At 71.9% G+C, this 12,032-nt stretch carries 13 protein-coding genes; 9 read left to right on the top strand and 4 right to left on the bottom strand.

All coding sequences use genetic code 11. The features are described 5' to 3' along the window. Positions 1–5: 5 nt before the first annotated feature. Positions 6–851 carry a DUF6502 family protein gene (locus ACLBXO_RS03750; protein ID WP_331316880.1) on the bottom strand — a complete coding sequence of 282 codons (846 nt, stop codon included), beginning with the start codon at positions 849–851 and terminating at the stop codon, positions 6–8. 478 nt (positions 852–1,329) lie between these two features. On the opposite strand from ACLBXO_RS03750, the gene ACLBXO_RS03745 reads away from it, so the two are divergent. The 3 genes from ACLBXO_RS03745 to ACLBXO_RS03735 all read left to right on the top strand — a co-directional run bounded on the left by ACLBXO_RS03745 (position 1,330) and on the right by ACLBXO_RS03735 (position 2,789). Further along, positions 1,330–1,458 (top strand): hypothetical protein, encoded by a 129-nt coding sequence (locus ACLBXO_RS03745; RefSeq protein WP_331316882.1) that lies wholly within the window; start codon positions 1,330–1,332, stop codon positions 1,456–1,458. Positions 1,459–1,494: 36 nt separating this feature from the next. Further along, the gene (locus ACLBXO_RS03740; protein ID WP_331316884.1) at positions 1,495–2,232 is read left to right on the top strand and encodes an outer membrane protein; all 738 of its coding nucleotides are present in this window, start codon (positions 1,495–1,497) and stop codon (positions 2,230–2,232) included. A gap of 185 nt (positions 2,233–2,417) precedes the next feature. Then, complete coding sequence (locus ACLBXO_RS03735) at positions 2,418–2,789, top strand: hypothetical protein (RefSeq protein WP_447684636.1); 372 nt, start codon at positions 2,418–2,420, stop codon at positions 2,787–2,789. Positions 2,790–2,807: 18 nt separating this feature from the next. On the opposite strand, the gene grpE is transcribed toward ACLBXO_RS03735, so the two are convergent. The 3 genes from grpE to ACLBXO_RS03720 all read right to left on the bottom strand — a co-directional run bounded on the left by grpE (position 2,808) and on the right by ACLBXO_RS03720 (position 7,788). Next, positions 2,808–3,422 carry a nucleotide exchange factor GrpE gene (gene grpE / locus ACLBXO_RS03730; RefSeq protein WP_331316886.1) on the bottom strand — a complete coding sequence of 205 codons (615 nt, stop codon included), beginning with the start codon at positions 3,420–3,422 and terminating at the stop codon, positions 2,808–2,810. Between the two features lie 103 nt (positions 3,423–3,525). Then, positions 3,526–6,318, bottom strand: a complete 2,793-nt coding sequence (locus ACLBXO_RS03725; RefSeq protein WP_447684549.1) for a [protein-PII] uridylyltransferase — start codon at positions 6,316–6,318, stop codon at positions 3,526–3,528. A 51-nt stretch (positions 6,319–6,369) separates the two neighbouring features. After that, a complete protein-coding gene (locus ACLBXO_RS03720; protein WP_331318585.1) occupies positions 6,370–7,788 on the bottom strand; it encodes a TAXI family TRAP transporter solute-binding subunit in 1,419 nt (472 codons plus the stop codon). 224 nt (positions 7,789–8,012) lie between these two features. Between ACLBXO_RS03720 and ACLBXO_RS03715 the strand changes: the two genes are divergently transcribed. From ACLBXO_RS03715 to ACLBXO_RS03690, 6 genes are all read left to right on the top strand, one after another. After that, entirely contained in the window at positions 8,013–8,558 is a 546-nt protein-coding gene (locus ACLBXO_RS03715) for a RecX family transcriptional regulator (RefSeq protein WP_447684548.1), read from the top strand. A gap of 76 nt (positions 8,559–8,634) precedes the next feature. Then, positions 8,635–9,846 (top strand): putative DNA modification/repair radical SAM protein, encoded by a 1,212-nt coding sequence (locus ACLBXO_RS03710; protein ID WP_331316889.1) that lies wholly within the window; start codon positions 8,635–8,637, stop codon positions 9,844–9,846. After that, on the top strand, positions 9,846–11,327 hold the full coding sequence (locus tag ACLBXO_RS03705; RefSeq protein WP_447684547.1) for a UdgX family uracil-DNA binding protein: 1,482 nt from the start codon (positions 9,846–9,848) through the stop codon (positions 11,325–11,327). The genes ACLBXO_RS03710 and ACLBXO_RS03705 overlap by 1 nt, the downstream gene beginning before the upstream one ends. Positions 11,328–11,388: 61 nt before the next feature. Further along, positions 11,389–11,685, top strand: coding sequence for a nucleotidyltransferase family protein (locus tag ACLBXO_RS03700; RefSeq protein WP_447684546.1), 297 nt, complete (start codon positions 11,389–11,391; stop codon positions 11,683–11,685). Continuing rightward, a complete protein-coding gene (locus tag ACLBXO_RS03695; protein ID WP_447684545.1) occupies positions 11,666–11,824 on the top strand; it encodes a hypothetical protein in 159 nt (52 codons plus the stop codon). The genes ACLBXO_RS03700 and ACLBXO_RS03695 overlap by 20 nt, the downstream gene beginning before the upstream one ends. Before the next feature lie 15 nt (positions 11,825–11,839). Then, entirely contained in the window at positions 11,840–12,025 is a 186-nt protein-coding gene (locus tag ACLBXO_RS03690; protein WP_447684544.1) for a HepT-like ribonuclease domain-containing protein, read from the top strand. The last annotated feature ends 7 nt before the right edge of the window (positions 12,026–12,032 follow it).

Raw genomic sequence — 12,032 nt, 5'->3', positions numbered from 1 at the left:
GCCTCTCACCGCTCGTCCGCTCGCCGCGCCGGCGGCGCCGCTTCGGTGTAGACGTAGAGGCCGAAGTTCCAGCGATGCGTGCCGCCGGGATCGGTCTGGCAGGCGGCGTGCGCTTCCCGGTTGGCCTGCTGCAGCGCCTCCATGGCGATCTCGCGGGCGCGCGCCTCGAGCTTGATCGCGAGGGCCTCGGACAGCCCGTCGTAGTGGACCGCCCGCTCCAGGAACCGGGGCGCGTCGCCGACGATGTTGGCGACGGCGGCCGCCATGTGGTCGTGCAGGTTGCGGCCGAAATAGTAGAGCTGCGGCCCCTCGGCGCCGTCGCCGCGCGGGACGTAGGCGGCCTCCGCCAGCACGATCCGGTCCTGCGGATCGGTGAAGGCCAGCCCGCGGTCGAGCCACTCGTCGAGGACGGCGCGGGGCCGCAGATCCCGGGTGACGCCCGCGACCAGCGACTCGAACGAGGGCGCGCCGCCATCGGCCGTGCGCGGAAGCCGCAGGGGCTGGCCCTGCGCGTCGGTGAAGGCCGGGTCGGCGATCCAGCGGGCGATGATCCGGCTGGTGCGGGAGACGACCGCCGGCACGGCGCTGACCGGGGCGCCGGCGCCGCGCAGGCGCCGGACCTCCTTGCGGTGGATGCCGGTGAGCAGGGAGACGCGGCTGTCCGTCTGCTCCTTGCCGGCGAGGGCGAAGTCGTACTCGGCGACGTTCACGTAGAGCTCGCGCAGCAGGTCGGTGAGCGCCGGGAAGGTGATTCCGCGGGCGACGAGCAGGCGCACGAGGGGGCGCAGCAGCCGCGCCAGCGGCGCGTGCAGGCCGGCGCCCTCCCGCGGTGTATCGGCAGTCTCAGACATCGGCTCATCGTGACGGCTTGTGCCGTGGGATACAATCCCACCGCGTGTGGCGGCGCACACGGGACCGTGCTTTTCGCGTTGACGTGGGATTTTTGCACACGTAAACCGACTGCGTGGTCAAATTTCCCACGCAGGTCCGGAGGCACCGACCGATGACGGTTGAAACGCGCATCCTCGTGGCGAAGTCCCTGCCGCCGCTCACGCTGCCCGGCGCCCAGGCGGGCCGACCGTGCACAAGCGACCCCCTTCCGCGGCTCCGGCGCCTCGTCTGCGTCGTCGCCGCGCTCGCGCTGCCCGTCCTCGGTGTCGCTGTCGCGGAAACGGTCCACCGCACCAGTCCATCGAGGGCGCCGCAGGCCGCCGCTCCCGTCTTCCCCTCAGGCGGGGCGGCGGCACCCTCGGGTGCCGTAGTGCCCAGGCGCGCGGCGCGGACCGTGAGGATCGCGGCCCGCCCCGGCGAGAACCGGTGGGACCGGTCGTGATCGCCCTGTCCGCCTCCGGGAGCGCCCGAGCTGTGCCGACCTGCGGTGGAGCGGCCATCCTCGATCTCGCCCTCTGCATGATCCTGTCCGTGACCGTCGTCGGCCTGCTCCTCCTGGCCCTCTGATCCCGCGGCGCCGCCGCGTTCCAGAACGAGATTCCCATGATCGCTCGAACTCACGCAGCCCTCGCGGGCGCCGCCTGCGGCTGCCTGGCCCTCGCCGCCCAGGCGGCTGATCTGCCCCGCCGCGCGCCGCCGCCGCCGCTGCCCTCGCTGCCGGTCTTCACCTGGACCGGCTTCTACGCCGGCGTGAACGCCGGGTACGCGTTCCCGACCGGGAGCGGCGGCTTCACCGACCCGACCTACGGCACCGTCACGGGCGGCGGCCGGTCCGGCGGCTTCGCCGGCGGCGGCCAGGTCGGCTACAACTATCAGTTCACGCCGGGTTCCGGCGTCGTCGTCGGCGTCGAGACCGACATCCAGGGCACGGCCTTCGCCAAGGCGGACGCCGCCTATCTCGGCACCGCGCCGTACTACAGCGTCCGGCCGAGCCTCGACTATTTCGGCACGGTCCGCGCCCGGCTCGGCTACGCGTTCGACCGGGTCCTCGTCTACGGCACCGGCGGCTTCGCATACGGCGGCGGGGCGCGCTCGACCTACGCGGCCTCCTACCCCTACACCCTGCCGTCGACCGACCGGACCGGCTACGCGGCCGGCGGCGGCATCGAGTACGCCTTCACCGAGAAGCTCTCCGCCAAGGTCGAGGCCCTCTACCTCCATCTCGGCCGCGGAACGACCGCCGCCACGTACTACAGCGCCAGTGTTCCGGCGTTTTATGGTGCCGGCAAACAGGATTCCGGTTTCGCTCTGGTTCGCGCCGGTGTGAATTACCGATTCTGAGCAGTATTCGCAGGGAGAGAGCTTGACGGGGCGGCGGGGCTGGGCCGCAATGCCGCGCATTCGGCTTCGCGAATCTGTCGGCCGCGCGAGCTTGTTCAAGGCCGAGGGATGTCGGCGAAGCCGGAGGCCGCGCGGCTCCAGCCCCGCGGGATCGCGGGTTCTCTCCGACAGGATCGGCCGTGAGCATGCCCAGCCCGACCTCCCTCAAGACGATGCTGCTCGCCGCCGCGCTCGCGGCCGGCGCCGTTCCGGCCCGGGCGCAGGAGATCGTCCCACCCGGGCCCGACGGGGGCGGCGCCATCCTGATCTACGGGAATTTCTGCGGCCCCGGCAGCCGCGGGCCCGCCTACAAGCCGATCGACGCGCTGGATCTCGCCTGCGCGCACCACGATGCCTGCTCCCCCGATCCGACCGCGGGCACGCTGCCGACCTGCGCCTGCAACGGCCGCCTCCGCGTCGAGGCGGGGCTCGTCGCCCGCGATCCGGCCGCGCCGGACCGGACCCGCCAGACCGCGCAGTTCATCTCGGATTTCGCCGCGGCGCTGCCCTGCCAGTAGGGCGCGCCGCGGGTCCGCTCAGGCGGCGTCGGCCGGGTTGGCGGCCGCCTTCGGGCCGCCCTTGGCGACGCCGACCAGGGCCGGGCGCAGCACGCGCTCGCCGATGACGTAGCCCGCCTGCACGACCTGCACGACGGTGCCGGCCGGGACCTCCGCGTTCGGCACCTCGAACATCGCCTGGTGGCGGTTCGGGTCGAACTTCTGGCCCTGCGGCTCGACGATCTTCACGCCGTGGCGCTCCAGGGTCTTGCCGAGGTCGCGCTCGGTCAGCTCGATCCCGTCGATCAGCCCCTTCAGGGCTCCGTCGGCCGTGGCCTTCGCGTCGGCCGGGACGCTGTCGAGGGCGCGGCGGATGTTGTCGGCGACGTTGAGCACGTCCCGGGCGAAGTTGGTCACCGCGTAGGCGCGCGCGTCGGCGACCTCGCGCTCCGTCCGGCGGCGCAGATTCTCCATCTCGGCGAGGGTGCGCAGCGTCCGGTCCTTGAGCTCGTCGCGTTCGGCGGTCAGCAGGGCCAGGGCCTCCGCGACCGGATCGACGGTGGCCGACTCGCTGCCCTGACCCGCGGCCGCGGGATCCTGGGCCGCGCCGGCACCGGCTTCGACCGTGGTCTGGCGCTGGTCATCCTGGGGCATGTCGTTGCTCGTCATCACGTTTCAGTCGTGGGCGGGAATCGGTGGGCGATGATGGAATCGGCGCTCATATCTGGCCACGGGGCCGCGAAATCAACCCGTCCGCTCAAGCCTCGCGCGGCGGCGGCGCCGCCACCAGCGCCTCCAAGCCCTCGGCCTTGAGCGTCGCGACGTCGTGCGCGAACACGTCCATCACGGCGGCCCGGATCGCGGCCTGCCGGTCGGGCTGCGTCACCCGCGTGCCGGTGAGGTCGGTGACGTAGAAGACGTCCACGGCGCGCTCGCCGAAGGTCGCGACATGCGCCGACGTGATGTTGAGCGACAGCCGGCTGAAGGCGGTGGTGAGCTCGTAGAGCAGGCCCGGCCGGTCGAGGCCGGTGATCTCCACCACGGTCTCCCGGCTCGACAGGGCGTTGTCGATGATGACGTCGGGGGGCACCGGGAAGGTCTTGGCGCGGGTGCTGGTCGGCGGATGCTTGTCGGCCACGAGGTCGGCGATCTTGATCTCCCCCTTGAGCGCCCGCTCGATCGCCGCCGTGATGCGCTTCGTGCGCCGCAGCTCGTCGTCGTCCCGCTCGAAGGCGCGGGAGATGAAGATCGTGTCGAGGGCGAACCCGTCCGTGGTGGTGAAGATCTGCGCGTCGACGATGTTGCTGCCGGCGGCCGCGCAGGCGCCGGTGACGATGGCGAGCAGGCGGGGGTGGTCCGGCGAGTAGACCGTGATCTCGGTCACGCCCCGGACGGGGTCGAGGGCCACGTCGGTCGCGCTGGTCCGCCCGTCGCGCACGACGTCGCGCAGGAAGATCGCGTTCTTGAGCTGGCGCGTGCCGTCGACCTTGAGCCAGTAGGCCTGGCTGTGGCGGGCCGCGTAGGCGTCGAACTCCTCCGCGCCCCAGCCGGGCAGCTGCTCCCGCAGGCCCATCTGGACGAGGCGCACCCGGTCCGTGCGGGCGATCTCGGAATGGCCGCCCGACAGGTAGACCTCGGTCTCGTCGTACAGGGTGCGGATCAGCGTGCCCTTCCAGGCCGTCCAGACGCCCGGCCCGACGGCGGTGATGTCGGCCACCGTCAGGATGGTCAGGAGCTTCAGCCGCTCCAGGCTCTGCACGCTCGCGGCGAAGCGCTCGATCGTCTTGGCGTCCGAGAGGTCGCGGCTCTGCGCGGTCATCGACATCAGCAGGTGGTGCTCGACGAGCCAGCGCACCGTCTCGGTCTCGGCCTGGTTCAGGCCGAAGCGCGGGCAGAGCTTCTCGGCGATGGCGGCGCCCGCGATCGAGTGGTCCTCCGGCCGGCCCTTGGCGATGTCGTGGAGCAGGATCGCCACGTAGAGCGCGGTGCGGTTGTGGATCGAGTGCACGAGGCGCGAGACCAGCGGGTAGGTCTCCTGGACCCGGCCCGATTCGATGTCGGCCAGCACGCCGACCGTGCGCAGCAGGTGCTCGTCCACCGTGAAGTGGTGGTACATGTTGAACTGCATCATCGCGACGATGCGGCCGAAATCCGGGATGAAGCGGCCGAGCACGCCCGCCTCGTTCATCTCGCGCAGCGCCTCCTCCGGCGCGTTGCGCGAGGTCAGGATCTCGACGAAGAGCCGGTTCGCCTCGGGGTCCACGCGCAGAGTCGGGTTCACGAGGCGCAGGGACCGGTTGGCCAGCCGCTTGGCATCCGGATGGATCGCGAGGTTGTGCCGGTCGGCGAGCCAGAACAGCCGGATCAGGTTGACCGGGTCGCGCTCGAACGCGTCCTCCGCGCGCAGGTTCACCCGGCCGTGGTCGATCCAGAAATCCTCCGCCTCCATGGCGGTCGCCCGGAAGCGGTCGCGAAACCGGCCGATCCAGCGGTCGAGCACCGGCGTGCGCTTGGCGTGGCGCGCCTCCAGCTCGGCGCAGACGATGGCGGTGAGATCGCCCACGTCCTTGGCGATGCGGAAATAGGCCTTCATGAAGCGCTCGACGCCGGAGAGGCCGCCCCGGGCCTCGTAGCCGAAGCGCTCGGCGATCCGCGGCTGCAGGCCGAAGGAGAGGCGCTCCTCGGCGCGCTTCGTGGCGAAGTGCATGTGGCAGCGCACCCGCCACAGGAACTCGTCGCAGCGCTCGAACAGCGCGTACTCCTCCGGGGTGAACAGCCCGGCGCTGACGAGCTCGATCTGGTCCCGGACCCGGTAGGTATACTTGGCGATCCAGAACAGGGTGTTCAGGTCGCGCAGGCCGCCCTTGCCGTCCTTGACGTTGGGCTCGACGAGGTAGCGCGAGGTGCCGGCCTTGGAGACGCGCATGTCGCGCTCGCGCAGCTTCGCCTCCACGAACTCGGCGGCGGAGCCGACCACGAGCTCGGCGTCGAAACGCGTCACCAGCTCCTCGTAGAGGATCCGGGTCCCGAACAGATACCGCGCCTCCAGCAGGGCGGTGCGGATCGTCATGTCGGCCCGCGCCTCGCGCAGGCACTCCTCGACCGAGCGGGTGGCGTGGCCGACCTTCAGCTTCAGGTCCCACAGGACGTAGAGCATCCCCTCGACGACGCTCTCGGACCACGCGGTCTGCTTGTAGGGCAGCAGGAACAGCAGATCGATGTCCGATCCCGGCGCCATCGTGCCCCGGCCGTACCCGCCGGTGGCGACCACCGCGAGCTGCTCGCCGGTCGACGGGTTGTCGTTGGGGTAGAGCCGCCAGACCACGGCGTCGTGGATCGCCCGGACCACCGCATCGGTGAGATTCGACAGGGTCTGCGCGCAGAGCAGCCCGTTGCGATCCTCGAGGAGCTGCGCCTCGGCGGCTCGGTGGCCCTCCTCGATCACCCGGCGCAGCTGCGGCACCAGCGCGGCCCGGAGCTTGGTGGGCTCGCGGGCGTCGCGGTCGAGGTTCTCGAGGACCGTATCGAGGGCGGCGACGGGATCGAACATGGTTCCCGTTAGCATGATATGCCTAAGCCGCCAGCCATGCGGCGCCCGCCGCTATTCCGCGGCCGGCAGGTCGAGGGCGAGCAGCCGCGCCGTGCGGTTGCGGGTCGCCGCCCGGGGCGCGGTCTCGCTCGTCTGCCGACGCGCGTCGGCGATCGCCGCGTGCACGCCGTCGACCGCCAGGATCAGGGCGCTGACGGTCCGCGCGTCGATGCTGCGCTCGCGGGCGTAGCAGACGACGTCCGCCACCAGCCCGTCGGTCTCGATCGCGATCGCGTCGAGTTCGGCGGCGCTGGTCGCCGCACGCACCTCGCGCATGATGTCGAGCAGCCGGTCGAGGACGAAATCCACGCGCTCCCGGCGCTTGCGGGCGAGGCGCTGGCCGAGCCACGCGAAGCCGGAGCCGATCGTGCCGCCGAAGAAGGCGAACAGGTAGATGTAGTCCTCGTAGCGGTCGAGGAAGGTCTGCTGCTCACGCTCGAAATAGTCGACGGCGCCGGGGTGGTTCGGCAGGCGCGCCGAGGTCGCCGCCACCGTCGTGTCGAAGTCCGGCGCCTTCATCAGCTTGGCCACCGGCGCGGTCGAGGCGAGGCGCGAGCGCCACTCGAACAGGTGCTGCGTCGCCGAGGCGACCGCGACGCGGCTCACCGTGCCGCGGGCCATCAGGCGGTAGGAGGCGCCGACGGTCTTGACCTCCTCGTCGGGCCGCTTCGGTCGGCCGCCGAAGGTGCCGGCCGGGATCGTCACCGCCTGCAGCTCCGGGAAGCGCTGCAGGATCGCGTCGCCGTCCGGGATCGAGACGAAGCCGATCTTGCGGTCCGGCGAGCCCAGCTCGACGGCGCGGACCACCGCGGCGGCCGGCTTGGAGGCCGGGCTCGCGATCACCGCCACGGCGTCGACGCGCTTCTCGGTGAGCGCGGCCGTGACATCGCCGACCTTCAGGGGCACCACGACCACGTGGCCGGGCTCCGCCTCGGCGACGTGGCCGGCCTCCGCCGCGTCCTCGCCCGCGCTGTCCGGCACGAGGTCGTAGAAGGAGAGCAGATTCGTCAGGAACGACAGGTCGGCGCTGTGGCGGACGACGATACCGAGCCGCTTGCGCGCCAGGGCCGGCACGTCGTCGAGATCGGCCGCCTCGGGCGCCGCGATGACCAGGGCCTCGTCGTGGAGGATCGCCAGGGTCAGCCCGTTCTCGGGCAGGAACACGTCCGGCCGCACCACCGCGAGGTCGGCCTTGTTCCGCTGGAGCGCCAGGGCGCTGTCGCGCACGTCGCCGTAGCGCACGACCTTGAGCCGGACATCCTCGCGCGCCCGGTCGAGGGCGCCGGCATACGCCTCGATCAGCGCGGCCTCGGGCCCGTCCTGCGGGCCGACCGCCACCGTGAGGGTGTTCGGGCGCGACAGGTAGACGATCGCGGCCGCGGCCGCGGCGAGCCCCAAGGCCACGAGGACCAGGAGCCACTCGCGCCGCATCAGAACGGCCGCCGCGCCGTGCAACCGCCGGCGCCATCGGCCCTGCGCGTTGCCGGGCGAAGAACGGTGGTTCGGGCCATGGCCGAGCCTGTCGCGTTGCGCGCGTTCCATACCCGAGTCATGGAACGCAAACCTGTCGAGATCGTGAAGAACCGGTGAAATCTCCATTCGTTGCAGGATCCGCGCCAGAAGGTCGCGACCGGGCGGTCAAGCCGCCCGGCCCCGTGAGCCCCGCGTGGCTGGAGCGGGCGGCGCTCCACTATCTGGAGCGCTACAGCGCCTCGACCGAGATGCTGCGCCGGACGCTCGCGCGCCGCGTCCAGAAGCGGGCTCGGGCCCGGGGCGAGGATCCCGAGCGCTTCGCCGACCTCGTGACGGCGACCGTCGCGCGGGCGGTGTCGGCCGGCCTCGTGGACGACGCGCGCTTCGCCGATACCCGTCTCGCCACCCTGCGCCGCCGCGGCACGTCGACCCGCGGCGTCTCGGCCAAGCTCGCCGCCAAGGGCCTTGCCCGCGACGTCGTGGAGGCCGCCATGCTGGCGGAGCGCGACGCCCTGCCGGAGGGCGAGGCGGAGGCGATCGAGGAGCGGGCCGCGCAGGCCTACGCCAGGCGGCGTCGCCTCGGGCCGTATCGCCGCCCGGATCAGCGGGCGGCGCACCGCGACCGGGACCTCGCCGCCCTGGCCCGGGCCGGCTTCGCCTACGGCCTCGCCCGCCGGGTCGTCGACCGGGAGCCCGACGAATCCGACGAGCCCGACGCCCCGGCGTGACGGGTGCGGCATCGCGGCCCGGGGTGAACGCCGCGCCGGCCTTGCACCTTCGGCCGGGTTGTTCATTGTCTGTTCGATGGACGAGACCCTGGCCAAGAAGCTGCGCATCCTCGCGGACGCCGCCAAGTACGACGCCTCCTGCGCCTCCTCGGCGGCGCCGAAGCGGGCGGCCGGCAAGGACGGGCTGGGGTCGACCACCGGCGCCGGGATCTGCCACGCCTACACGCCGGACGGGCGGTGCGTCTCGCTCCTCAAGATCCTTCTGACCAACTGGTGCCTGTTCGACTGCGCCTACTGCGTGAACCGGCGCTCCTCGAACGTGCGGCGGGCGAAGTTCACCGTGGAGGAGGTCGTGACCCTCACCCTGAACTTCTACCGGCGCAACTACATCGAGGGCCTGTTCCTCTCCTCGGGCATCATCAAGTCGCCCGACCACACGATGGAGCTGCTGACCCGCGTGGCGAAGTCGCTCCGGCGCGACCACGGCTTCGCCGGCTACATCCATCTCAAGTCGATCCCGGAGGCGAGCCCCTGGCTGATCGAGGAGGCGGGCCTCTACGCCGACCGGCTCTCGATCAACGTCGAGCTGCCGACCGAGGCGAGCCTGGAGCGGCTGGCGCCGGAGAAGGACGGCGCCGCGATCCAGGGCGCCATGGCGCAGATCGGCGAGCGCATCGTGCAGGCCAAGGCCGAGAGGCGCCGCTTCTCGCCGGCCGGCCACTCGACGCAGGTGATCGTCGGGGCGGATGCCACCACCGACGAGGCGCTGATCCGCAAGAGCGCGCTCCTCTACGGCAGCGTCGGCCTGAAGCGGGTCTACTACTCCGCCTACAGCCCGATCCCCGACGGGTCGGCGATCCTGCCGCCGAAGCCGCCGCCGCTCCAGCGCGAGCACCGGCTCTACCAGGCCGACTGGCTGCTCCGGTACTACGCGTTCACCCCCGACGAGGTGGCCGACGCCTCCGAGGGCGGGATGCTCGCCCTCGACATCGACCCGAAGCTCGCCTGGGCGCTGAAGCACCGGGACAAGTTCCCCGTGGACGTGAACCGCGCCGACCGGGAATGGCTGCTGCGGGTTCCGGGACTCGGGGCGCGGGCGGTCGACAAGATCATCCGGGCGCGCCGCCACGCGACCCTGCGCCTCGACGACGTCGCCCGGCTCACCTCCGGCCTGAAGCGGGCGCGGCCGTTCCTCGTCGCCGCCGACCATCGGCCGGTCGGGCTGACGGACCGGCTCGACCTGCGGGCGCGGCTGGTCGAGCCCGCGGCGCAGCTGAGCCTGTTCTGATGGGCGCCGGTCACGCGCCGTGTCCCTCATGTCCCGAGGACGGCGGGGATCCGCGCGCGCCGCGCGCCGTCGCGCTGCGCCCCGGCGCCGATCTCGACGGTTTCCGGAAAGCCGCCCGGAGCCTCGTCGCGCGGGGCGTCGCGCCCGAAGCCGTGTCGTGGTCGGTGACGGACGCCCCCGGCCTGTTCGGCCGCGACGCGGAGCAGGCCGTCGGGACGCCGCTCGTCCTGCCCAGGGCCGTCGCCGGCCTGATCCCGCAGGTGATCCCCCACCGCGATCCGGAGCGCTACGGTCTTCTCTACGCCCTGATCTGGCGGGTCTGCCGCGGCGAGCGGCACCTGATGGAGGTCGGCAGCGATCCGCTGGTCCACCGACTCCACCGGATGGCGAAGGCGATCGGGCGCGACCTCCACAAGATGCACGCCTTCCTGCGCTTCAGGCGGGCGGAGGGGCCGGTCCTCGAGCACTACGTCGCGTGGTTCGAGCCGGATCACCACATCCTCGAGGCGGCGGCGCCGTTCTTCGTCAACCGCTTCCGCGGGATGCGCTGGTCGATCCTGACGCCCGAAGGCTCGGCCCATTGGGATACCGAGACCCTGACCTTCGGTCCGCCGGGCGACCGCGCGCAGCTGCCGGAGGGCGACGGCTTCGAGGCCGGCTGGCAGACCTACTACGAGAGCACGTTCAACCCGGCCCGCACCAACCTCAAGGCGATGCGGGCGGAGATGCCCAAGAAGTACTGGCACAACATGCCCGAGACCGCCGCGATCCCCGCCCTGGTCCGGGCGGCGGCCGGGCGCACCGAGGCCATGATCGAGAGGGAGCCGACCGTGCCCACACGCCGCGAACCCGCCCGCGCTGTCGCCGCCATGGCCGACCAGGACCCCAAGTCCCTGGAGGCGCTGAACGCGATCATCCGCCGGACCGAGCCGCTGGTGCCGGGGGCGACCCAGGCCGTGCTCGGTGAGGGGCCGGTTGGCGCCACGGTCGCCTTCGTCGGCGAGCAGCCCGGCGACCAGGAGGACCGCCAGGGCCGGCCCTTCGTGGGGCCGGCGGGGCAGCTGCTCTCCCGCGCCATGGCGGAAGCCGGGATCGACCGGGGGGCGAGCTACCTCACGAATGCGGTCAAGCACTTCAAGTTCGAGGAGCGCGGCAAGCGTCGCATCCACCAGAAGCCGACGGCCGGCGAGGTCAGCCACTATCGCTGGTGGCTCGATCGGGAACTGGAATTCGTGGCCCCGAAGCTTGTCGTCGCCCTCGGCGCGACTGCGGTGCTGGCGCTGACCGGCAAGGCTGTGCCGATCACCCGGGCGCGCGGCCCGTTCCGCTTCGAGCGGCACGACAACCGCTTCCAGGGCTTCATCACGGTCCACCCGTCCTACCTGCTGCGCCTGCCCGACGAGGCGAAGGAGGAGGCCTACGCGGCCTTCGTGCACGACCTGCGCCGGGTGGAGGCGCTGGGGCGCGAACTCGCGGCGTGATCCTCCGCGTCGCGCGGTTCTGCTATGCTGACGGACGCCGGTTCCCTGCGGTTCCAGCACCATGGCCAAGCTCGCCGCCCTCGACATCCTGCGCGCCAACGAGGCGGAGCTGCGCCGCCGCGGGGTCCTGCACGCCGCCCTGTTCGGCTCGGTCGCCCGGGGCGAAGCGGAGGCCGACAGCGATCTCGATGTGATGATTGAGATCGATGCGCCCGTTGTCGGCGGTGTCTATGGCTATGTCGGACTCCGCCACTTCATCGATGATCTCTTTCCAATCCGGGTCGATGTGGCGAATCGGGCGACGCCAAAGGCGCGGGTCCGCACGCATGCAGAGCGCGATGCCGTTTTCGCCTTCTGAGCGCGAGCGCACCGCCTGCGCCGACATCATCGCCAGCGCGGAGCGCGCCACTCGCTTCGTGGCCGGGTTCACACTTGAGACCTTCGAGGCGGACGAGCGCACCCAATTCGCGGTCGTCCGCTGCCTGGAGATCGTTTAGCAGGCGAGCCGCCGATTGAGCGCCGAGACGAAGGCCCGGTATCCCGCCGTGCCGTGGCGACAGATCTCGGATGCGGGCAACGTCTATCGCCACAGCTACAATCGCGTGACGCTGGACATCGTCTGGCTCACCGTCCACCACGAGTTGCCCGTCCGCGTCGCGGCCTGCCGCGCCGAGCTGGACCGCGCGCCCGACCCATGATCGCCCC

This window comes from Methylobacterium sp. C33D (genome assembly GCF_053345825.1).
The sequence above is the reverse complement of the archived record's forward strand: the minus strand, read 5'-3'. Positions and strand labels throughout refer to the sequence as shown.